Origin of the sequence: Streptomyces sp. NEAU-sy36 (assembly GCF_013423905.1) — a bacterium.
Classification (GTDB): Bacteria; Actinomycetota; Actinomycetes; order Streptomycetales; family Streptomycetaceae; genus Streptomyces; species Streptomyces misionensis.
The window spans coordinates 1,979,850-2,001,787 of the sequence record NZ_CP058977.1 but is presented as its reverse complement, the minus strand read 5'-3'; the positions used below and the strand labels follow the sequence as shown (position 1 = coordinate 2,001,787).

16 protein-coding genes and 2 rRNA genes are annotated in these 21,938 nt (G+C 72.1%); 4 read left to right on the top strand and 14 right to left on the bottom strand.

The annotated features are described in order from the left end of the window. Window positions 1–20: 20 nt before the first annotated feature. Window positions 21–1,403 (top strand): FAD-binding oxidoreductase, encoded by a 1,383-nt coding sequence (locus tag HZZ00_RS09100; protein WP_180331722.1) that lies wholly within the window; start codon window positions 21–23, stop codon window positions 1,401–1,403. A 44-nt stretch (window positions 1,404–1,447) separates the two neighbouring features. After that, entirely contained in the window at window positions 1,448–3,097 is a 1,650-nt protein-coding gene (locus HZZ00_RS09095) for a PucR family transcriptional regulator (RefSeq protein WP_180331721.1), read from the top strand. A gap of 4 nt (window positions 3,098–3,101) precedes the next feature. Here the strand turns inward: HZZ00_RS09095 and HZZ00_RS09090 are convergent, their stop codons facing one another. The 7 genes from HZZ00_RS09090 to HZZ00_RS09060 form a co-directional block, all read right to left on the bottom strand. Further along, on the bottom strand, window positions 3,102–4,238 hold the full coding sequence (locus HZZ00_RS09090) for a glycosyltransferase family 4 protein (RefSeq protein WP_180331720.1): 1,137 nt from the start codon (window positions 4,236–4,238) through the stop codon (window positions 3,102–3,104). A 269-nt stretch (window positions 4,239–4,507) separates the two neighbouring features. After that, the gene (locus HZZ00_RS09085) at window positions 4,508–5,254 is read right to left on the bottom strand and encodes a hypothetical protein (RefSeq protein WP_180331719.1); all 747 of its coding nucleotides are present in this window, start codon (window positions 5,252–5,254) and stop codon (window positions 4,508–4,510) included. A 40-nt stretch (window positions 5,255–5,294) separates the two neighbouring features. Further along, on the bottom strand, window positions 5,295–7,037 hold the full coding sequence (gene recN, locus HZZ00_RS09080; RefSeq protein ID WP_180331718.1) for a DNA repair protein RecN: 1,743 nt from the start codon (window positions 7,035–7,037) through the stop codon (window positions 5,295–5,297). A 290-nt stretch (window positions 7,038–7,327) separates the two neighbouring features. Beyond that, window positions 7,328–8,290 carry an IS481 family transposase gene (locus HZZ00_RS09075; RefSeq protein ID WP_180331717.1) on the bottom strand — a complete coding sequence of 321 codons (963 nt, stop codon included), beginning with the start codon at window positions 8,288–8,290 and terminating at the stop codon, window positions 7,328–7,330. A 110-nt stretch (window positions 8,291–8,400) separates the two neighbouring features. Beyond that, complete coding sequence (locus HZZ00_RS09070; RefSeq protein ID WP_070028018.1) at window positions 8,401–9,306, bottom strand: NAD kinase; 906 nt, start codon at window positions 9,304–9,306, stop codon at window positions 8,401–8,403. Next, window positions 9,303–10,118 (bottom strand): TlyA family RNA methyltransferase, encoded by an 816-nt coding sequence (locus HZZ00_RS09065; protein ID WP_070028019.1) that lies wholly within the window; start codon window positions 10,116–10,118, stop codon window positions 9,303–9,305. The genes HZZ00_RS09070 and HZZ00_RS09065 overlap by 4 nt, the downstream gene beginning before the upstream one ends. Before the next feature lie 7 nt (window positions 10,119–10,125). Next, a complete protein-coding gene (locus tag HZZ00_RS09060) occupies window positions 10,126–10,440 on the bottom strand; it encodes a hypothetical protein (protein ID WP_180331716.1) in 315 nt (104 codons plus the stop codon). Between the two features lie 42 nt (window positions 10,441–10,482). On the opposite strand from HZZ00_RS09060, the gene HZZ00_RS09055 reads away from it, so the two are divergent. Continuing rightward, window positions 10,483–10,830, top strand: a complete 348-nt coding sequence (locus HZZ00_RS09055) for a sterol-binding protein (protein ID WP_070028021.1) — start codon at window positions 10,483–10,485, stop codon at window positions 10,828–10,830. On the opposite strand, the gene HZZ00_RS09050 is transcribed toward HZZ00_RS09055, so the two are convergent. The 4 genes from HZZ00_RS09050 to HZZ00_RS09035 all read right to left on the bottom strand — a co-directional run bounded on the left by HZZ00_RS09050 (window position 10,814) and on the right by HZZ00_RS09035 (window position 15,050). Beyond that, window positions 10,814–11,626, bottom strand: coding sequence for an ABC transporter ATP-binding protein (locus tag HZZ00_RS09050; protein ID WP_180331715.1), 813 nt, complete (start codon window positions 11,624–11,626; stop codon window positions 10,814–10,816). The two genes, HZZ00_RS09055 and HZZ00_RS09050, sit on opposite strands and share 17 nt — an antisense overlap. Before the next feature lie 230 nt (window positions 11,627–11,856). Continuing rightward, window positions 11,857–12,903, bottom strand: coding sequence for an iron chelate uptake ABC transporter family permease subunit (locus tag HZZ00_RS09045; protein ID WP_180331714.1), 1,047 nt, complete (start codon window positions 12,901–12,903; stop codon window positions 11,857–11,859). After that, window positions 12,900–13,943 carry an iron ABC transporter permease gene (locus tag HZZ00_RS09040; RefSeq protein ID WP_180331713.1) on the bottom strand — a complete coding sequence of 348 codons (1,044 nt, stop codon included), beginning with the start codon at window positions 13,941–13,943 and terminating at the stop codon, window positions 12,900–12,902. The genes HZZ00_RS09045 and HZZ00_RS09040 overlap by 4 nt, the downstream gene beginning before the upstream one ends. 78 nt (window positions 13,944–14,021) lie before the next feature. Next, window positions 14,022–15,050: an HAD-IIA family hydrolase gene (locus tag HZZ00_RS09035; RefSeq protein ID WP_180331712.1), complete on the bottom strand. Its 1,029-nt coding sequence runs from the start codon at window positions 15,048–15,050 to the stop codon at window positions 14,022–14,024. A 74-nt stretch (window positions 15,051–15,124) separates the two neighbouring features. On the opposite strand from HZZ00_RS09035, the gene HZZ00_RS09030 reads away from it, so the two are divergent. Continuing rightward, on the top strand, window positions 15,125–16,408 hold the full coding sequence (locus HZZ00_RS09030) for a DUF1015 family protein (protein ID WP_180331711.1): 1,284 nt from the start codon (window positions 15,125–15,127) through the stop codon (window positions 16,406–16,408). A 74-nt stretch (window positions 16,409–16,482) separates the two neighbouring features. Here the strand turns inward: HZZ00_RS09030 and HZZ00_RS38090 are convergent, their stop codons facing one another. The 3 genes from HZZ00_RS38090 to HZZ00_RS09015 all read right to left on the bottom strand — a co-directional run bounded on the left by HZZ00_RS38090 (window position 16,483) and on the right by HZZ00_RS09015 (window position 21,859). Further along, window positions 16,483–17,259, bottom strand: a complete 777-nt coding sequence (locus tag HZZ00_RS38090; RefSeq protein ID WP_219014078.1) for a tetratricopeptide repeat protein — start codon at window positions 17,257–17,259, stop codon at window positions 16,483–16,485. A gap of 1,259 nt (window positions 17,260–18,518) precedes the next feature. Next, window positions 18,519–18,635, bottom strand: a 5S ribosomal RNA gene (rrf, locus tag HZZ00_RS09020). Window positions 18,636–18,740: 105 nt separating this feature from the next. After that, a 23S ribosomal RNA gene (locus HZZ00_RS09015) occupies window positions 18,741–21,859 on the bottom strand. Window positions 21,860–21,938: the final 79 nt, after the last annotated feature.

The window sequence follows — 21,938 nt, the reverse complement described above, 5'->3', positions numbered from 1 at the left end:
GGGGTGCCACGCTGGAAACCGTGGCACCCCGCTCGAAGGCGCGCACGGCCCTCGCCGCACTCCGCGAGGACCTGCTCGGCGACGTCCTCGCGCCCGAAGACACCGGCTACGACGGAGCCCGGGCCGTCTTCAACGCGGTGATCGACCGGCGACCGGCCGTGATCGCGCGGTGCGCGCACACGGCCGACGTGGTCCGCGCGGTGCGTTTCGCACGCGATCTGGATCTGCCGGTGGCGGTCCGCGGCGGCGGTCACGACCTCGGCGGCCGCGCGCTCGGTGACAACGCGCTCGTGGTGGACCTGTCGCGGATGCGGGAGGTCACGGTCGATCCGGCCGCGGAGGCGGTCCGGGTCGGGGGCGGGGCCACGACGGGCGATCTGGACCGGGCGGTCCGGCCGTACGGCCTCGCGACGACGGGGTCCAGGGCCTCCGGCGCCGGGGTCGGCGGATTCGTGCTCGGCGGCGGCTCCGGGTGGCTGGAGCGCGTCTTCGGGACGGCCGTGGACAACCTCGCCGCCGTGGAGCTGGTGAGCGCGGACGCGGAGCGGCTGCGGGCGAGCCCCGACGACGACCCGGAGCTGTTCTGGGCGCTGCACGGCGGGGGCGGCAACTTCGGCGTCGCCACCGCACTCACCCTGGAACTGCACGAACTTCCGCGTTTCTGCCTGGCGTTGACGCTGTGTCCGGCGGAGTCGGGGCCCCGGGTGGTGCGCGCCTTCCGGGAGGTCCTGGGGGCCGCCCCGGACGCGGTGGGCGGAGCGGTGCTGTATCTCACCGGCCCGCCACCGGAGTCGGTGCCGCCCGGCCTGGCGGGCAGGCGGCTGTGCGCGGCACTGCTGACCTGCGCGGGCGCCACGGAGGAACTGCGCGCCCTGGCCGCGCCGTTGCTCGCGCTGCCGCACGGGGCACACCTGCTGGGCGAGGTGCCGTACGCCGACGCGCAGCGCCTGCTCGACATCCCGCCGGGGCTGCGCGGCCACGGCTCGGCGGAGTGCCTCGGCGCGCTGCCGGACGCGGCGGTCGACGTCTTCTGCGCCCTCGGTGAGGACATGCCGGCCCTGCCCGGTACCCGGCTGGCGCTGTTCCCGCTGGGCGGGGCGGTCGCGGCCGGCGCGCACGCCTACCCGGTGGCGTACCGGGACGCGCCCTGGCTGGTGCACCCGCTCGCCGTCTGGACGGACCCGGCCGACGACGAGCGGTGCACCGGCTGGGTGCGGCGGGTGCGCACCGCCGCGGGGCCGTGGAGCACCGGGGCCGTCTGCCAGAACCTGATCGGCGACGAGGGCCCCGAGCGGGCCCGGGCGGGCCTCGGCGCGGGGAACACGCTGCGGCTGGAGAAGGTGAAGCGGCGGTACGACCCCGACAACGTCTTCCGCTTCAACCACAACATCAGGCCGGTCTAGCCAGAAGATTCAATTCCTGCGTTTTCGCAGGTAGCGTCCGCAGCATGGACAGCGGTACGGACAGCAGGCCCGAGGCGCAGGGCGCGGGGATCACCGTTCAGCGGGCCCTGGAGCTGCCCGGGCTGCGCAGTGGGCTGCCGGAGATCCTGGCGGGCGCGGACCGGCTCGGCCGCACCGTGCGCTGGGTGCACGCGGGCGAGGTGCCCAACATCGCCTCGCTGCTCAAGGGCGGCGAGCTGCTGCTCACCACCGGGTACGGGCTCGGCACCCGCCCGGCCGAGCAGCGGGCGTTCGTGCGCACGCTGGCCGAGCGCGGGATCGCCGCCCTGGTGGTGGAGCTGGGCCCGCGCTTCAGCCGGCTGCCGGCGGCGCTGGTGGACACCGCGCGCGCGGCCGGGCTGCCGCTGGTCCAGCTGCACCGCGAGGTGCCGTTCGTGGCGGTCACCGAGGAGATCCACACCGAGATCGTCAACGGTCACTACGCGCTGCTCCAGCGGGCCGAGGAGGTGCACCGGCGCTGTACCGAGGCGCTGCTGGGCGGCGGCGGGGTGCCGCAGGTGCTGGGCATCCTGGCCGGCTTCGGCGGCAACCCGGTGTTCCTGGAGACCCCCGACGGGCGGCTGCTGTACGCGGCCGGGGAGGGGCCCGAGGGCGCGGACCCGTTGCAGGTGTGGGAGGGGCTGCGCGGCCCGCACAAGAACGCCCCGCCGCCCGCCGGTTCGGTGCTGGTGGACGTGCCCGGCGGCGGCCCCGGCACCACGGGCGCGGTGCGGGCCCGGCTGGTGCTGCTGCCGGTGCGTTCCCCGCTGGCGCCGGTGCACCGGATGGCCGCGGAGCGGGCCGCGGGCATCCTGGCCGTGGTGCTGATGCAGGCCCGGCAGGAGGAGGAGCTGGCGGCGCGCGGGCGCGGCGACTTCCTCACCGATCTGGCCGAGGGCCGGATCTCGGCGGAGGACGCTCCCGCCCAGGCCCGGGTGCTCGGCTTCAAACCGGGTGGCAGCCCGCTGCTGCCGGTGGTGATGCGGGTCGGCGACCCCCTGTCCCCCGCCGGGGGCGGCTGGGCGGTCCTCGCGCGGGCCGTCTCCGAGGAGCTGGCCGCGGTGGGCGTGCCGGTGCTGCTGGGGGTGCGGCCGGTGGAGGGCCGGGTGCTGGTGCTGCTCGGGCTGCGCGCGGAGCCGGAGCGATCGGCGGTCGCGGACCGGGTGGCGGCGGCGCTGCGGGCGGGCGTGGAGCGTGCCGGGATGCGGCGGGCCGGCAGTCCGCCGCCGGTGGTGGTGGTCGGGGTGGCGGGCGGCTGGGCGGCGGCCTCGGCGGGGCTGCGGCACGCGGCGGAGACGGCGGCGGCGGCGCAGGGCCTCGTCGACCGCCCCTGGTACGACGCCCGCCGCCTCGACATCGATCTGCTGCTGTGGCGGCTGCGCGACCATCCGGACCTCGCGGCCTTCGTGGACCGGGCGATCGGTCCGCTGCGCGACCACGACCGCCGCTCCAAGCCGCCGCTGCTGCCCACCCTGGAGACCTATCTCGCGCACGCGGGCCGCAAGGCGGAGACGGCCCGCGAACTCCATCTGAACCGGCAGACCCTCTACAACCGGCTCGCCCGCATCGGCGAGTTGCTGGGCACCGACCTCGACGACCCGCAGACGGTGCTGGCCCTGAGCCTCGCCCTGCGGGCCCGCCGCCACGTGCCCTGACCGCTCACAGGATCAGCGGCTGGGTCAACTCGTCGTACACGCTGAGCACATGGGCCACCGTCTCCTCGTCGGTCGGCCAGCCCGCGGCCTGCCGTCCGCCCCGCTCCCGCAGCAGTTCCCGGCGTGCCGGGTCGGCGAGCAGGCGCCGGACGGCGGTGGCGAGCGCCGACGGGTCGCCGTACGGCACGAGTTCGGCCGCGTCGCCCACGAGGTCGGGGACGCCGCCGACGCGGGTGGCGACCAGCGGGACGCCCGCGTACAGCGCCTCCTGGGCGAGCACCGGGCGGGACTCCCACCGGCCGGTCAGCAGCGCCAGGTCGGCGGCGCCGAGCAGTGCGGGCAGGTCGTCGCGGTCGCCGAGGAGCCGCACCGGCAGTTCCTCGGCCTCGATCCGCTGCTGGAGCGCCGGCCGCAGCGGGCCCTCCCCCACGACGACGACCAGGGGCACCGGGTCCAGGTCCCGCCAGGCGCGCGCCGCCTCCAGCAGGGTCTCGTGCCCGCGGTGCCTGTCGAGGGCGCCGGCGGCGAGGAGTAACGGGCGTCCGGTGGCGCCCAGTTCGGCGCGCGCCTTGGGCCGCCGCGGGTCCCGCTCGTCGGGTACGGCCGCGGGGCGGGGGCGGCCCGGCAGGGTGACGGCGGCGAGCCGGGCGTCCCGGGCGCCGGTGCGGCGGGCGCGGTCGACCAGATCGGGGCTGGCACCGAGGACCACGGTCGCGGAGCGGGCCACGCGGCGCTCCAGCATGCGCAGCAGCTGAGCCCGCGCGCCCTCGGCGTACGACCGGTTGTGCCAGGTGACGACCAGCGGGGTGGTGCGGCCGCCGAGGGCGAGGGCGGTCCGGAAGGAGGCGTGCAGGCCGTGCGCGTGCACCAGGTCGGCGTCGGCGCAGGCCGCCCGGAGCGCGGTCACCGAGGAGGGGTCGCTGCTGCGCGGCACGTGGATGTGACTGGCGCCGGCGCCGGTGAAGTCGTAGGTACGGTCGGCCTCGGTGGGGGCGCACACCGTGACCCGCACGCCCCGGGCGACCAGCCCGGCGGCCAGGGAGCGCACGTGCGCGCCACTGCCGGCGTTGCCCCCGCCCAGCACCTGCACGGTGCGCAGCGGCGGCCGGCCGTGCGGTGCGTTGCTGCTCAGGGGGCTCACAGGGCCGGGCTCCTGGTTCGGCGTGGGGCGGTCACGAGGCAACGTACAGAAAGTAGCGGGCGCACGGGGGCGGAGGAACGCACCTCGCGCGCCTCCCGCGCGGGCGGTGTCCCCGTCCAGCATGCCAGCAGGCGGTGTCCGCTGGGGAATTGCGGATGGGCGCACAGGACGGCGGGCCGGGGCAATGCGCCGGAGCACATCACCCACACGGGTGAAGAGGGCCCGGTGTCCGCTGACGCCGCTCCTCCGCGTCCCCCGAGGTCAGGCGCTCACAGTGCCTTCGCCCAGGCGGTGACCCGGTCCCCGTACACGGCGGCGGTCACGACGGCGACGGCGTGCGCGAGCAGTCCCACGCGCCCGTTGCCCGCCACCACGGCCGCCCCCAGCGTGGCGCCGAGCGCGTGCGCCCCCGTGTCCCCGAGCATCGTCCGCTCGCCGACGTCCTCGCGCAGCGCGGCCGCCGCACCGCCCGTGGCGACGGCGGCCAGCTCCCCGCCGGGCCCGCCGCGCAGCAGTCCGGGCGCCCCGAGCGCGAGCACCGCGCCGAGCGCCCGGCCCGGCCGTACGTCGACCAGGTTCACGAAGTGGGCGGCGCCCGCGATGACGACCCCGGCGAGCAGTTTGTCCAGCGGGCGCTCCTTGAGCAGCGCGCCCGCGACCAGTCCGGCCGCCGATATCCCGAACAGCTTCACGGCACCGCTGGTGACCTCGCCCTCGCGCAGCGCGCCGAGGTGGGCCCGGAAGCCGCGCCGGTGGTCGCCGGCCGCGTCGTCGTACGCCCCGCAGCAGCCCGCCGCCAGGACGGCGAGCCCGGCCCCGGGGTGCACCCGGGCGGCGGCGACCGCCGTGCCCAGCGCCGTGGCGGGCCCGGCGTACAGCTCGACGTCCCGTCCGGCGTGGTTCGTCCGCTGCCAACGCCCGGGAGCGCCGGGCCGGTTGGCGCGCAGCAGGGCGTAGCCGGCCCGGGTGAGGGCGGCGGACAGCAGGAAGGAGCGGGTCTTTCGGGTGCCGGTCATCCCGTCACCCTAAGTCCCGCTCCCGGTGTGCCGGCTCCCGCTACCGGTCCGCCCGCGCGGTCGCCAGCAGTTCCTCCGCGTGGGCGCGGGCCGTCTCCGAGTCCTCCTGGCCGGCCAGCATGCGGGAGAGTTCCCGGATGCGTTCCTCGCCCTCCAGGACCTTGACGCCGGAGCGGGTGACGGAGCCGTCGCTGGTCTTCTCCACCAGCAGCTGCCGGTCGGCGAAGGCGGCGACCTGGGGCAGATGGGTGACCACCACGACCTGGGCGCTCTTGGCGAGCTTGGCCAGCCGGCGGCCGATCTCGACCGCGGCCTTGCCGCCGACGCCCGCGTCGACCTCGTCGAACAGGTAGGTCGGCACCGGGTCCGTGCCCGCGAAGACGACCTCCACCGCGAGCATCACCCGGGACAGCTCGCCGCCGGACGCGCCCTTGGCGATGGGCCGCGGCGGGGCGCCCGGGTGCGGGGCGAGCAGCAGCTCGACCTCGTCCACGCCCGCGGGGCCGTAGGCGACCGGTCGCCCGCCGACCTCGACGCCCTCCGGGTCCTCGGTCTGCCGGATGTCGAAGGAGACGCGCGCGTGCGGCATGGCCAGCGAGGCCAGCTCGGCGGTCACCGCGGCGGCGAACCGCTCGGCGGCCTCGGTGCGGGCGTCGGTCAGCGCCTGCGCGAGACCGCCCAGTTCGGCGCGGAGCGCGTCCCGCTCGGCGGTCAGCTCCGCGATCCGCTCGTCGTCGCCGTCCAGCTCGGTCAGCCGGGCGGCGCTCTGCTCGGCCCAGGCGAGGACCGCGTTCACGTCCTCGCCGTACTTGCGGGTCAGCGCGTTCAGGGCGGCCCGGCGCTCCTCGACCGCGGACAGCCGCAGCGGGTCGGCGTCCAGGTCGTCCGCGTACCCGGCCAGCTCGCCGGCCACATCGCCGAGCAGGATGCCGATCTCCCCGATCCGCTCGGCGAGCGAGGCCAGCGCCGGATCGTGGGAGCGCACGGCCTCCAGGGCCCGGTGGGCGCCCGCCACGAGGGCCTGGGCGTCGATGCCCTCGGGGTCCTCGGGGTTGCCCGCGAGCGCGGCGTGCGCGGCGGTCGCGGCGGACGACAGGGCCTCCGCGTGCCCCAGCCGGTCCGCCTCCTCGGCCAGCTCCGCGTCCTCCCCGGCGCGCGGCTCCACGGCGGCGATCTCGTCGAGGCCGTAGCGGAGCATGTCGGCTTCCTGTGCCCGCTCCCGCGCCCGGGTGGTGATCTCCTCCAGCTCGGCGGAGACGGCGCGCAGCCGCCGGTAGGCCCCGGTGTACTTGGCAAGCGGCACGGCGACCGCGTCGCCCGCGTACCGGTCCAGCGCCTGGCGCTGCCGGGACAGCTTCAGCAGCCCCTGCTGGTCGGTCTGGCCGTGCACGGCCACCAGGTCGTCGGCCAGCTCGGCGAGCAGTCCCACGGGCACACTGCGCCCGCCCAGGTGCGCCCGGGAGCGGCCCTCGGCGGAGATGGTGCGGCTGATCAGCAGGGCGCCGTCGTCCAGCTCGGCACCGGCCTCCTCGGCCCGTACCACGGCAGCGGCGTCGGCGGGCACGGCGATCCGCCCCTCCACGACCGCCTTCCCGGCCCCGATCCGCACGAGCGCCGGGTCGGCCCGGCCACCGAGCAGCAGTCCCAGGCTGGTGACCACCATGGTCTTGCCCGCGCCCGTCTCACCGGTGACCGCGGTGAACCCCGGCGACAGCTCGACGACGGCATCGTCGATGACTCCGAGCGACCGTATCCGCATCTCCTCCAACACGGAACAGACCATACGAGGTCTCGGGCGTCGCGCGCACACAGGCCGCTCTTTCCGGTGAGCGGCCGCGGCGGACGGGCCCGGCGCCGGGGCCCTGCCCGGGGCCTCTAGGGTCTTTCGTTTGGATCAGGCCGGATCAGGGAGCGGGGTCTGGTGCGTGCAGATGCAAGGCGGAGGAGGGAGTCAACGCGATGGGGGTGCCCCCGCGCGAGCGAAGCCGAGCGTGGGGGAGTTGGCGACCGACGACAACGCCGCAGATGTGCGTGCCAGACCCCGCGAGCCCGGCATGATCCAGACGAGAGGCCCTAGTTGTGCTGTTCGGACAGGTTGGTGACGCGGCTGGCTGGTGGGTAACCGCTGATGCCGGTGTGGGGTCGGTGGTAGTTGTACCAGTCCAGCCAGTCGGGAAACGCGGCCTGCCGTTCGGCGTCTGAGGTGTAGGGCCGGATGTAGGCCCACTCGTCGAGCAGGGTGCGGTGGAAGCGTTCGACCTTGCCGTTGGTCTGCGGTCGCCAGGGCCTGGTCCAGCGGGGCCTGATGCCCAGCTCGCGGCAGGTGTCGCGCCAGGTGTTCTTCGTGTAGGCCCAGGCGTTGTCCGTCAGGACGCGTTCGACGGTGACGCCCCGCTGGGCGAACCAGGCCGTTGCCCGGGTGAGGAAGGCGGCGCAGGTCGCGGCCTTTTCGTCGGGCAGGTCTTCGGTGTAGGCCAGGCGGGTGTGGTCGTCCAGGGCGGTGTGCAGGTAGGCGTATCCGGTGCCGCTGCGGCGGTCCTGGTTGGCCCGGCCGGCCGCGCGGCCGAGGAATTTGTGGCCGCCGCCGTCGGGGATGCGGCCGAGTTTCTTGACGTCGATGTGGACCAGTTCGCCGGGCCGGGCCCGTTCGTAGCGGCGCACGGGCTCGCCGGTGGACCGGTCGCAGGCGGCCAGAGCCGGCAGGCCGTGCCGGACCAGGATGCGGTGGGCGGTAGAGGTGGCGATACCGGTTCGGGCCGCGAGTCGCAGCGGGCCGATGCGGTGTTCGCGCCGCAGCCGCACGACCTGTGCCTCGATGGCGGCCGGGGTCCGGTGGGGTTGACGGTGCGGGCGGCTGGAGCGGTCGTGCATGCCTTCGGCGCCCAGCTGCCGGTAGCGGCCTGCCCAGCGGGCGGCGGTGGTGTGGCTGACCTGGAAGCGTTCCGCGGCCCTGCGCAGCGGCCAGCCGTCGTCCACGACACACCGGGCCAGCCGCAGCCTGCCGGTCGGGGTCAGCGGGGCATTACGGTGGGACACGAGGGCCTCCTGGACGTCGGTGCAGACTTCGCAATCCACACCGAACCCAGAAGGCCCTCACCTGTTCAAGCACCCAGCCCGCGTGTCACCAACGTCCCGGGACAACACACCTAGTGCGGGGCGCCGCGCCACCCGGTGGTGGGCAGCGCGAACTTCGCGACCAGCCGGTCGGTGAACGACGAGTGGTGCAGCCGGGCCAGCCGCACCGGCACCGCGCCCCGCCGCACCTCCACCCGCGCCCCCGGCGGCAGCTCGATCGTCCGCCGCCCGTCGCACCACAGCACCCCCGGCGGGATGTGCGGCAGCACCTCGACGGCGAGCACCGAGTCCGGCGAGGTCACCAGCGGCTTGGCGAACAGGGCGTGCGCGCTGATCGGCACCATCAGCAGCGCCTCCACCTCGGGCCACACCACCGGCCCGCCGGCGGAGAACGCGTACGCCGTGGAGCCGGTCGGCGTGGACAGCACCACCCCGTCGCAGCCGAACCCCGTCACCGGCCGCCCGTCGATCTCCAGGACCACTTCGAGCAGCTTCTCGGCGCCGGCCTTCTGCACGGCCGCCTCGTTCAGCGCCCAGTCGGTGTGCACCACGTCACCGTTGCGGTGCACCACCACGTCGACGGTCATCCGCTCCTCGACCTCGTACGACCGCTCCACCACCCGGTCGACCACCCGATCGAGGTCATCGCGTTCCGCCTCCGCGAGGAACCCGACGCGCCCCAGGTTGACGCCGAGCATGGGCACCCCGGAGGCGCGGGCGAACTCCGCGCCCCGCAACAGCGTGCCGTCGCCGCCGAGCACGATCAGCAGCTCGCAGTCGTCGAGGCACCGCGGGGTCGCCTCCCCCACCAGCTCCACCTCGTCCGGGAGCGGCAGGTCACGCGCCTCCTCCTCCAGCACGCGCACACCGATGCCGTGCCGCAGCAGGCCCTTGACGACGAGTTCCGCGCTGCGGATCGCCGCCGGCCGCCCGGTGTGGGCGAGCAGGAAAACAGTACGCGCCAGATTCTGTGTCAACGCGGCCCCTCCGCCACTGCGCGATCGACGTCGGCCGGGTCCAGGCGGGGGGCGCCGGACCGCAGCCACAGGAAGTACTCGACGTTGCCCGAGGGGCCCGGCAGCGGGCTCGCGGTGACGCCGCGCGCCCCGAGCCCCAGCTCCCATGCCTTCTCGGCCACCCCTCGCACGGCCTCCGCCCGCAGCTGCGGACTCCGTACGACACCCCCGCTGCCGAGCCGTTCCCTGCCCACCTCGAACTGCGGTTTGACCATCATCACCAGGTCGGCGTCCGGCTTCACACACCGCTTGAGGGCGGGCAGCACCAGCCCGAGCGGGATGAAGGACAGGTCGCCCACCACCAGATCAACAGGTTCCCCGTCGATCGCGTCGAGCGTCAACTCCCGTACGTTGGTGCGGTCCTTGACGGTGACCCGGGCATCCTGCTGGAGGGACCAGGCGAGCTGCCCGTAGCCGACGTCCACGGCGACCACATGGGCGGCGCCCGCGCGCAGCAGGACGTCGGTGAACCCGCCGGTGGACGCGCCGGCGTCGAGCGCGCGCCGGCCCTCCACCACCAGTCCCCGGGGAACGAAGGCCGCCAGCGCGCCCGCGAGCTTGTGGCCGCCCCGGGAGACGTAGTCGGGATCGCTGTCGTCGGCCTGGACCACGATCGCGGCGGCGGTCTCCACCTGCGTGGCCGGCTTGGTCGCGACGGTCTTGCCGACGGTGACCCGTCCCGCGGCGATCAGCTGGCTGGCGTGCTCGCGCGAGCGCGCGAGCTTCCGGCGGACCAGCTCCGCGTCCAGACGACGGCGTGCGACTCCTGCCACGTTCGGTTCAGCTCCTGTGTTGGTGCGACGGTGGGGGCGCCGGTGGTCCCGGGCGGGCGTCGAGCGCGGTGAGCGCGTCGCGCAGCCCCTGGTGTACATCCTCGTACACCTCGACATGTCCGTCGGTGGGCAGGTGGTCGGCATCGGCCAGCCGCGCCAGCCGGGCGTCGATCCCGGCGTCGCCGGTCGGGGGGCGCGGGAGGTTCAGGGGGGCCGGGGCCGCGGGCTCGTACTCGGGTTCGGGCTCGCTCGGGGGTGCGCCCCCGGGAACGGCCGGGGCGGTGTTCTCGCCGGCTTCGGCCTCGGACGCGGACTCGCTCATGCCCAGACGCTACCGCGAACCGCTGCGGTACCGTCGGTGGCGATGGCCACGATCGATGAGTGCCGTGCCGCACTGGAGAAGCTTTCGGACAACATGCGGGGCGCCGAGGGCGACGTGGGCGCCGCGGCCGCCCTGGAGCGCTCGGTGAGCTGCCACATCACCGACCTCGGCATCACCTTCGCCGGGCGGATGACCGGGGGCCGCCTGGTGGTGGACGAGACCCTGTCCGGGCCCCCGCGCGAGCGGGCGCAGATCCGGCTGGCGATGGCCGGCGACGATCTGCTGGCACTGGTGGACGGCACGCTGCATTTCGCGACCGCCTGGGGACAGGGCCGGGTGCGGCTGGAGGCGGGCCTGCTGGACCTGTTCCGGCTCAGGAAGCTGCTGTGACCCGCTGACCACGGGCCTTGCGCGCCGCCGGCACGATCAGCGGGGTGCCCGTCTCCGGGTCCTCGATGACCTGGCACTTCAGCCCGAAGACCCGCTCGACCAGGTCGGCCGTGACGATGTCGTGGGGGGCGCCCTCGGCGATCACCTCGCCGCCGCGCAGGGCGATCAGGTGGGTGGCGTAGCGGGCCGCGTGGTTGAGGTCGTGCAGCACGGCGACCAGGGTGCGGCCCTGCGTCTCGTGGAGTTCGGCGCACAGGTCGAGGACGTCGATCTGGTGCTGGATGTCGAGGTAGGTGGTGGGCTCGTCCAGGAGCAGCAGCGGGGTCTGCTGGGCGAGCGCCATGGCGATCCACACCCGCTGCCGCTGCCCGCCGGAGAGTTCGTCCACGTACCGGTCGGCGAGCCCGTCCACGCCGGTCTGCCGCATGGACTCCTCCACGACCCGCTCGTCCTCTGCCGACCACTGGCGCAGCAGGCCCTGGTGCGGGTAGCGGCCCCGGCCGACCAGATCGGCGACGGTGATGCCGTCCGGTGCCACGGCCGACTGCGGGAGCAGGCCGAGGGTGCGGGCGACCTGCTTGGCGGGCAGCGACTGGATGGCCTGCCCGTCCAGCAGGACCCGGCCCCGGTCCGGCTTGAGCATCCGGGACAGTGCCCGCAGCAGCGTCGACTTGCCGCACGCGTTGGGGCCGACGATCACGGTGAAGGAACGGTCGGGGATCTCCACCGACAGCTCTTCGGCGATGACGCGCTGGTCGTAGGCGAGGGTGACGTGCTCGGCGGACAGGCGGTTCACGGTGCTCCTAGGGTCTTTCGTTTGGATCAGGCCGGATCAGGGAGCGGGGTCTGGTGCGTGCAGATGCAAGGCGGAGGAGGGAGTCAACGCGATGGGGGTGCCCCCGCGCGAGCGAAGCCGAGCGTGGGGGAGTTGGCGACCGACGACAACGCCGCAGATGTGCGTGCCAGAGCCCGCGAGCCCGGCATGATCCAGACGAGAGGCCCTAGGGGTGTTCGTGCGCGGGACGGTCATATCCGGCCCGCCCGGCGCTCGGTGACCAGCAGCCACAGCAGATAGCCGCCGCCGAGGACGCCGGTGACCACCCCGACGGGCAGCTGGTCGGCGCCGAAGGCGCGTTGCGCGGCCCAGTCGGCGGTGACCAGCAGGGCGGCGCCCATGCAGAGGGAGGGCACCAGGTTGGGGCCCGGCGAGCGGGTCAGCCGACGGGCGAGCTGGGGCGCGGTGAGGGCGACGAAGCCGACGGGGCCGGCGGCGGCGGTGGCGGCCGCGGTCAGCAGCACGGCGCCGGTCATCACCACCAGCCGCACGCGCTGCACCGGCACGCCGAGGGCGCCGGCGGTGTCGTCGCCCATCTCCAGCATCCGCAGGCCCCGGGCGTGGGCGAGGACCAGCGGGACGAGGACGGCGCACAGCGCGAGCAGCGGCCAGACCTGGTCCCAGTCGCGGCCGTTGAGGGAGCCGGTCATCCACACGACGGCGCGGGCCGCGTCGACCATGTCGGCCTTGGTGAGCAGATAGCCGTTGACGGCGGTGAGCATCGCGCCGACGCCGATGCCGACCAGGACGAGGCGGTAGCCGTGCACGCCCTGCCTCCAGGCCAGCAGGTAGATGGCGAGCCCGGTCACCAGTCCCCCGGCCAGCGCTCCGGCGGTGACCGCGGCGGCGCTGCCGGACATGAGCACGATCACCACCAGCGCGCCCGCCGTCGCCCCCTGGGACAGACCGAGGACGTCCGGACTGCCCAGCGGATTGCGCGAGACGGACTGGAACAGCGCGCCCCCGAGCCCGAGCGAGGCGCCGACCAGCAGCCCGACCAGGACACGGGGCAGGCGCAGCTCGCGGACGATGAAGTCCTGGTAGGCGGTGCCGTCCCCGGCGAGGGTGCGCAGCACGTCGGCCGCCGGGATCTTCGCGTCACCCGTGCCGATCAGCGCCACTCCGGCCGCGAGCGCGGCGGCCAGCAGCAGGACGACGACGATCAGCGCCCGCGGGTCCAGGCGCAGCGAGAGGCCGCCGGGGACGCGTACGGCACGGCTCCTGGGGTGTGTCCTCACAGCTGGGCCGTCCTCCGTCGTCGTACCAGAAAGATGAAGACCGGGCCGCCGATGACCGCGGTGACGATGCCGACCTGCAGCTCGGCCGGGCGGGCCACCACCCGGCCGACGACGTCGGCGCCGAGCAGCAGCACCGGCGACAGGACGGCCGCGTACGGCAGGATCCAGCGGAGGTCGGGGCCGGTGAAGGAGCGCACCGCGTGCGGGACCATGAGGCCGACGAAGACGATGGGGCCGCAGGCGGCGGTCGCGGCGCCGCACAGCACGGTGGCGGCCAGCATGGCCAGGGCCCGGGTGCGGTGCGGACGGGCGCCGAGGGCGCGGGCGGTGTCGTCGCCCATCGTCATGGCGTTCAGCGGCCGGGCCAGCGCGAGCGCGAGCAGGGTGCCCGCCGCGAGGAACGGCAGCACCTGCGCGATCGTCGTGTTCGTGGCCGAGGCCAGCGAGCCGACCGTCCAGAAGCGCATCCGGCCCAGCGCCGCGTCGTCCATGATCATCACGGCCTGGAGGTAGCCGTACAGGGCCGCGCTGATCGCCGTGCCGGCGAGCGCGAGCCGGACCGGGGTGGCACCCCGGCTGCCGCCGAGGAACCACACCAGCGCGCCCACCGCCGCCGCGCCGAGGAAGGCGAACCACACATAGCCGGAGAGGCTGGTGACGCCGAAGAAGGTGATGGCGGTGACGACGGCCGCCGAGGCGCCGGCGTTGATGCCGAGCAGCCCGGGGTCGGCCAGCGGATTGCGGGTGAGGGCCTGGAGCACCGCGCCCGACAGCCCGAGCGCGGCACCGGCGAGCAGCCCGAGGACGGTGCGCGCGAGCCGCTCGTCCACCACGACGTCGCCGTACGTCCCCGTGTCGTGGAACAGGCCGTGCCAGACCTGGTCCAGGGAGAGCGCCTTCGCCCCGATCGCGATGCTCGCCAGGGCGACGAGCACCAGGACCGCGACGGCGAGCACCAGCCCAAGGGGCCGTACCGCCCGGCGAGTCGGGGACGCGGGGGAGGTCTCCGCGCGCTGTTCCGGAGGACTGTCGACCAACACGAGGTTAGGTTAGCCTATCCTCGCTTCAGGTCGAGATCCCCGGGTGCGGAAAGCCCCCGCCGTCGAACTGAGGGGGCCTCAGAGTCCGAGCCGCGCCAGCGCCTTCCCCCCGTCCAGCTCGCAGGAGCCCTCCCCGGCCGCCGTCCAGGCCGCCGCGCACAAGGCCCGCAGCCCGTCCAGGGATTCGCCGTCGCCGGACAGCTCCAGCCGGTCCGCCCCGGCCGTCGCCGTCCATCCACCGCACCGGAAACCCTCACCCTCTCGGGTGATTTCCGGCTGGCCGGTGAGCAGCCCCCGCAAGTCCGCGTCCACGTACGTCGGCCGGTGCTCCGGGGACGCGGCCAGCAGCCGGGCCCCGTCGGTGACCCCGGTCAGCACCAGCAGCGAGTCCACCCCGCCGTTGAACGCGCCCTCGATGTCGGTGTCCAGCCGGTCCCCGACCACCAGCGGGCGCCGCGCACCGGTCCGCAGGATCGTCTCCCGGTGCATGGGCGGCAGCGGCTTGCCCGCCACCTGCGGCTCCTTGCCCGTCGCGATCCGCACGACCTCCACCGCCGCGCCGTTGCCCGGCGCGATCCCGCGTCCGCTGGGGATCGTCAGATCGGTGTTCGACGCGAACCACGGCACCCCGCGCCGCACCGCGTACGAGGCCTCCGCGAACCGCCCCCAGGGCAGCTCCATCCCGCCGTACCCCTGCACGACCGCCGCCGGATCGTCGTCCGCCGACTCCACCGGCACCAGGCCCCGCTCGCGCAGCGCCACCCGCAGCCCCTCGCCGCCGATCACCAGCACCCGCGACCCGGCCGGCACCTGCTCGGCGATCAGCCGCGCCACCGCCTGCGCCGAGGTGATGACGTCGTCGGCGCCCGCCGGTATCCCCAGCTCGGTCAGATGCTCCGCGACCGCCTGCGGCGTCCGCAGCGCGTTGTTGGTGACGTACGCCAGCTGCATACCGCCCGCGCGGGCCCGCTCCAGCGAGGAGACCGCGTGCGCGATCGCCCGCCCGCCCGCGTACACCACCCCGTCCAGGTCGAGCAGTGCCGTGTCGTACGCCTCGTTCAGGGGCCGCTCACTGCCCCGCGGACCGGTACCGACGCCCTGGCTCATATCCGTGTCTCTCCTCGTTCACTCGCCTTTCCCCCGATCATCCCGCATGCCGCCGGCACACGTACGATGCCGGGATGGACACTGCAGGTCACTCGGAAGCAATGGCGCGCCGGGGCCTGGAACTCACCCCGTTCCGCGGCCTTCGTTACGACCCCGACCGGGTCGGCAGCCTGGCCTCCGTCACCTCCCCTCCGTACGACGTCGTCGTGCGGCCCGACGGGGTGCACCACCTCCAGTCGGCGGACCCGTACAACATCGTCCGGCTGATCCTCCCCGAGGCGGGCACCCCGAGCGCCCGCACCGAGCAGGCCGCCGACACGCTGCGCCGCTGGCTGGACGAGGGCGTCCTCGCCGCGGACCCGGAACCCGCCCTGTACGTGTACGAGCAGCAGGACGGCGACGGCATGCTCCAGCGCGGCGTCATCGGCGCCCTGCGGGTCTGCGAACCCGCCGAGGGCGTGGTGCTGCCGCACGAGGACGTCATGCCCCCCGTGGTCGCCGAACGCGCCGCCCTGCTGCGCGCCACCCGCGCCAACCTGGAGCCGCTGCTGCTGAGCTACCGCGGCGACGGCACCGCCGCCGAGGTCGTGGAGCGCACCGTGGAGAAGCCTCCGCTGCTGGCCACCACCACCGAGGACGGTGTCCGGCACCGGCTGTGGGCCGTCACCGACGCCGCCGACGTGGCCCGCGTCCAGGACGACCTGTCCCACCACCAGGCGCTGATCGCCGACGGCCACCACCGCTGGGCCACCTATCTGCGGCTGCGCGCCGAGCAGCAGACGCCGGGCCCCTGGGACTACGGCCTGGTCCTGCTGGTCGACACGGCCCGCTACCCGTTGCGCGTCCGCGCCATCCACCGCCTGCTGCACGGCCTGCCGGTGGCGGACGCGCTGGCCGCCGTGGAGGGCCTGTTCCGGGTACGGCACCTCCGGGTGCCGCTGCCCGAGGCGCTGGCGGCGCTGGCCGACGCGTCCTGCGCGAGCAACGCCTTCCTGCTGGCCGGCGACGGCGCCTTCCACCTGCTGGACCGCCCGGACCCCGGCCTGCTGGCCCGCACGGTGCCGGCCGACCGCCCGGCCGCCTGGCGCTCGATGGACGCGACGGTGCTGCACGCGACCCTGCTGGAACACGTCTGGCACATCCCCGAGGACTCCCCCGCCCATATCGCCTACATCCACGACACGGCCGCGACCGTCGCGAAGGCCGAGCACGACGGCGGTACGGCCGTGCTGATGCACCCGGTGCGCGAGGAGGTCGTGCGCGAGCTGGCCCGCCAGGGCGTGACGGTGCCCCGCAAGTCGACGTCGTTCGGGCCGAAGCCGGCGACGGGACTGGTGCTGCGGGCGCTGGAGATCTGAGCCTTCCCGGACATGCGGAAGGGGGCGGGTTCCATTCGGGAACCCGCCCCCTTCTCTCGTTTCACGGACGCGCGTCAGTCCTTGTCGCCGTCCTGCTGCGGGGCGGCGTCGGCGGACTCGCCGCCGGTGCCGTTCTCGCCTTCGCCTTCGTCCTCGTGCTCGTCCTCGTGCTCGTCCAGGGCGTCCACGAACTCCACGCCGTCCAGCTCGGCGAGCCGGTCGGAGGCGTCGGTGCTGCCGTCCCGGTCGGCCTCGACGGCCTTGGCGAACCACTCCCGCGCCTCGTCCCGCCGGTCGACCGCCAGCAGGGCGTCGGCGTAGGCGTAGCGCAGGCGCGCGGTCCACGGCTGGATGGAGTTCGAGGCGAGCTCGGAGCTCTGGAGGGTGACGATGGCCGCGTCCAGCTGGCCCATGTCACGCCGGGCGCCGGCCGCGACCAGCCGCATCTCGACCTGGCCGGCCTTGTCCAGCTTGTGCACCTCCGGGGCGCCGGCCATGTCCAGCGCCTTCTCCGGGCGGCCGAGCCCGCGCTCGCAGTCGGCCATCACCGGCCACAGCTCCACGGTGCCGGTCATCCGCCGGGCGGCCCGGAACTCGGCGAGTGCCTCGCTGTACTTCTGGTTCGCGTACGCGGCGAAGCCGGCGGCCTCGCGCACGGCGGCCACTCGGGAGGCCAGGCGCAGCGCGACCCTGGAGTAGCCGTAGGCACCCTCGGGGTCCTCGTCGATCAGCCGGGCGACCATCACCAGGTTGCGGGCGACGTCCTCGGCGAGCGTCTTGGGCAGGCTCTGCAGCTCCTGCTTGACGTCCTTGTCGATCTCGTCGCCGGTGACGTCCTCCGGGATCGGCAGCCGCTTGATCGGCTCGCGGTCGCGGTCCCGCTCGTCGCGGAAGCGGCCACCGCCACGGCGGTCGTCGCCACGACGGTCGTCGCGTCCGCCTCGGTCGTCCCGGCCGCGGAAGCCACCCGGGCGGCCGCCGCGGTCGTCACGACGGGGGCCACGGCCGCCTCGGTCGTCCCGGCCGCGGAAGCCACCGCGGTCACCCCGGTCGTCGCCACGGCGGTCGTCACGGCGGAAGCCACCGCGGTCACCGCGGTCGTCGTCGCGCCGGTAGGACGGACGGGAGTCGTCACGACGGTACGCCGGACGCTCGTCCCGACGGTCGTCACGGCGGTCATCACGGCGTTCGTCCCGCCGGCCGTAGCCGCCGCGGTCGTCGTCGCGCCGGTAGGAGGGACGGGAGTCGTCGCGGCGGTACGCCGGACGGTCGTCGCGGCGGTCGTCACGGCGGAAGCCGCCGCGGTCGTCGTCGCGGCGGAAGCCACGGTCGCCCCGGTCGTCACGGCGCGGACCGCGGTCGCGGTCGTCCCGCTGGAACGCCGGACGCGAGGAACGTTCGCCCTCGCGGCGGTCGTCACGCCGGTCGTCACGCCGGAAGCCACCGCGCTCACCGCGGTCGTCGCCACGGCGGTCGTCACGGCGGAAGCCGCCGCGGTTGTCGTCGCGCCGGCCGTAGCCGCCACCACGGTTGTCATCGCGGCGGTCGTCACGACGGAAGCCGCCGCGGTCACCGCGGTCGTCGTCGCGCCGGTAGGACGGACGGGAGTCGTCACGACGGTACGACGGACGGTCGTCACGGCGGTCGTCGCGGCGGTCGTCACGGCGGAAGCCGCCGCGGTCGTCGTCGCGGCGGAAGCCACGGTCGCCCCGGTCGTCACGGCGCGGACCACGGTCACGGTCGTCGCGACGGCCGTAGCCGCCACCACGGTTGTCGTCACGGCGGTCGTCACGCCGGAAGCCACCGCGGTCACCACGGTCGTCGTCGCGACGGAAGCCGCCGCGGTTGTCGTCGCGACGGCCGTAGCCGCCACCACGGTTGTCATCGCGACGGTCGTCGCGACGGAAGCCACCGCGGTCACCACGGTCGCCGCGGTAGCCGCCGCGGTCGCCCCGGTCACCACTGTCCCGTCGCCGCTGGTCGCGCTCCGGTCGGTCGTCGGGAGAGTTGGTGGACATGGTGACTCCTGTCTTCGGTACCGCAAGCATTGTAAAAACGAAAGGACCCCTGGTCCCAGCTGAACGCTGGGACCAGGGGTCCTCCAAAGATTGTTCGGCGGCGTCCTACTCTCCCACAGGGTCCCCCCTGCAGTACCATCGGCGCTGTGAGGCTTAGCTTCCGGGTTCGGAATGTAACCGGGCGTTTCCCTCACGCTATAACCACCGAAACCCTAATGGTTTCGAGCGAACAAGCACACTTTGTAGTTATGCGTTCTGCTCTGAGCCGGCAACCGTTCGTTGCCTCAGAACTTACACAGTGGACGCGAGCAACTGAGGACAAGCCCTCGGCCTATTAGTACCGGTCACCTCCACCAGTTACCTGGCTTCCAGATCCGGCCTATCAACCCAGTCGTCTACTGGGAGCCTTACCCCATCAAGTGGGTGGGAGTCCTCATCTCGAAGCAGGCTTCCCGCTTAGATGCTTTCAGCGGTTATCCCTCCCGAACGTAGCCAACCAGCCATGCCCTTGGCAGAACAACTGGCACACCAGAGGTTCGTCCGTCCCGGTCCTCTCGTACTAGGGACAGCCCTTCTCAAGACTCCTACGCGCACAGCGGATAGGGACCGAACTGTCTCACGACGTTCTAAACCCAGCTCGCGTACCGCTTTAATGGGCGAACAGCCCAACCCTTGGGACCGACTCCAGCCCCAGGATGCGACGAGCCGACATCGAGGTGCCAAACCATCCCGTCGATATGGACTCTTGGGGAAGATCAGCCTGTTATCCCCGGGGTACCTTTTATCCGTTGAGCGACGGCGCTTCCACAAGCCACCGCCGGATCACTAGTCCCGACTTTCGTCCCTGCTCGACCCGTCGGTCTCACAGTCAAGCTCCCTTGTGCACTTACACTCAACACCTGATTGCCAACCAGGCTGAGGGAACCTTTGGGCGCCTCCGTTACCCTTTAGGAGGCAACCGCCCCAGTTAAACTACCCATCAGACACTGTCCCTGATCCGGATCACGGACCCAGGTTAGACATCCAGCACGACCAGACTGGTATTTCAACGACGACTCCACAACCACTGGCGTGGCCGCTTCAAAGTCTCCCAGCTATCCTACACAAGCCGAACCGAACACCAATATCAAACTGTAGTAAAGGTCCCGGGGTCTTTCCGTCCTGCTGCGCGAAACGAGCATCTTTACTCGTAGTGCAATTTCACCGGGCCTATGGTTGAGACAGTCGAGAAGTCGTTACGCCATTCGTGCAGGTCGGAACTTACCCGACAAGGAATTTCGCTACCTTAGGATGGTTATAGTTACCACCGCCGTTTACTGGCGCTTAAGTTCTCAGCTTCGCCCCACCGAAGTGAAGCTAACCGGTCCCCTTAACGTTCCAGCACCGGGCAGGCGTCAGTCCGTATACATCGCCTTACGGCTTCGCACGGACCTGTGTTTTTAGTAAACAGTCGCTTCTCGCTGGTCTCTGCGGCCACCCCCAGCTCGAACAGCAAGTGTTCTCACCAGGTGTGGCCCCCCTTCTCCCGAAGTTACGGGGGCATTTTGCCGAGTTCCTTAACCATAGTTCACCCGAACGCCTCGGTATTCTCTACCTGACCACCTGAGTCGGTTTAGGGTACGGGCCGCCATGAAACTCGCTAGAGGCTTTTCTCGACAGCATAGGATCATCCACTTCACCACAATCGGCTCGGCATCAGGTCTCAGCCGTATGCAAGGCGGATTTGCCTACCTTGCGGCCTACACCCTTACCCCGGGACAACCACCGCCCGGGATGGACTACCTTCCTGCGTCACCCCATCACTCACCTACTAACCGCTTGGTTCAGCGGCTCCACCACTCCCCTTCACCCGAAGGATCCAGGGCGGCTTCACGGCCTTAGCATCACGATGCTCGATGTTTGACGCTTCACAGCGGGTACCGGAATATCAACCGGTTATCCATCGACTACGCCTGTCGGCCTCGCCTTAGGTCCCGACTTACCCTGGGCAGATCAGCTTGACCCAGGAACCCTTAGTCAATCGGCGCACACGTTTCTCACGTGTGAATCGCTACTCATGCCTGCATTCTCACTCGTCAACCGTCCACAACTACCTTCCGGTGCTGCTTCACCCGGCAGACGACGCTCCCCTACCCATCACAACACCCGTTAGGGCTATATGCTGCAATGACACGACTTCGGCGGTACGCTTGAGCCCCGCTACATTGTCGGCGCGGAATCACTAGACCAGTGAGCTATTACGCACTCTTTCAAGGGTGGCTGCTTCTAAGCCAACCTCCTGGTTGTCTGTGCGACTCCACATCCTTTCCCACTTAGCGTACGCTTAGGGGCCTTAGTCGATGCTCTGGGCTGTTTCCCTCTCGACCATGGAGCTTATCCCCCACAGTCTCACTGCCGCGCTCTCACTTACCGGCATTCGGAGTTTGGCTAAGGTCAGTAACCCGGTAGGGCCCATCGCCTATCCAGTGCTCTACCTCCGGCAAGAAACACACGACGCTGCACCTAAATGCATTTCGGGGAGAACCAGCTATCACGGAGTTTGATTGGCCTTTCACCCCTAACCACAGGTCATCCCCCAGGTTTTCAACCCTGGTGGGTTCGGTCCTCCACGAAGTCTTACCTCCGCTTCAACCTGCCCATGGCTAGATCACTCCGCTTCGGGTCTTGAGCGTGCTACTAAATCGCCCTATTCGGACTCGCTTTCGCTACGGCTTCCCCACCCGGGTTAACCTCGCAACACACCGCAAACTCGCAGGCTCATTCTTCAAAAGGCACGCAGTCACGAGAATGTGCAAGCACATTCCGACGCTCCCACGGCTTGTAGGCACACGGTTTCAGGTACTATTTCACTCCCCTCCCGGGGTACTTTTCACCATTCCCTCACGGTACTATCCGCTATCGGTCACCAGGGAATATTTAGGCTTAGCGGGTGGTCCCGCCAGATTCACACGGGATTTCTCGGGCCCCGTGCTACTTGGGTGTCTCTCAAGCAAGCCGCTGACATTTCGACTACGGGGGTCTTACCCTCTACGCCGGACCTTTCGCATGTCCTTCGCCTACATCAACGGTTTCTAACTCGCCCTACGGCCGGCAGACCGCAGAAGAGAGATCCCACAACCCCGCACACGCAACCCCTGCCGGGTCTCACACGCATACGGTTTGGCCTCATCCGGTTTCGCTCGCCACTACTCCCGGAATCACGGTTGTTTTCTCTTCCTGAGGGTACTGAGATGTTTCACTTCCCCTCGTTCCCTCCACACTGCCTATGTGTTCAGCAGCGGGTGACAGCCCATGACGACTGCCGGGTTTCCCCATTCGGAAACCCCCGGATCAAAGCCTGGTTGACGACTCCCCGGGGACTATCGCGGCCTCCCACGTCCTTCATCGGTTCCTGGTGCCAAGGCATCCACCGTGCGCCCTTAAAAACTTGGCCACAGATGCTCGCGTCCACTGTGCAGTTCTCAAACAACGACCAGCCACCCGTCACAACCCGCCGAAGCGGACCTTTACCG

Coding starts and splice junctions, on each gene's coding strand:
- HZZ00_RS09095 (WP_180331721.1), top strand. CDS start 1,448: ATGGACAGCGGTACGGACAGCAGGCCCGAGGCGCAGGGCGCGGGGATC.
- HZZ00_RS09085 (WP_180331719.1), bottom strand. CDS start 5,254: ATGACCGGCACCCGAAAGACCCGCTCCTTCCTGCTGTCCGCCGCCCTC.
- recN (WP_180331718.1), bottom strand. CDS start 7,037: ATGGTCTGTTCCGTGTTGGAGGAGATGCGGATACGGTCGCTCGGAGTC.
- HZZ00_RS09060 (WP_180331716.1), bottom strand. CDS start 10,440: ATGAGCGAGTCCGCGTCCGAGGCCGAAGCCGGCGAGAACACCGCCCCG.
- HZZ00_RS09055 (WP_070028021.1), top strand. CDS start 10,483: ATGGCCACGATCGATGAGTGCCGTGCCGCACTGGAGAAGCTTTCGGAC.
- HZZ00_RS09035 (WP_180331712.1), bottom strand. CDS start 15,050: ATGAGCCAGGGCGTCGGTACCGGTCCGCGGGGCAGTGAGCGGCCCCTG.
- HZZ00_RS09030 (WP_180331711.1), top strand. CDS start 15,125: ATGGACACTGCAGGTCACTCGGAAGCAATGGCGCGCCGGGGCCTGGAA.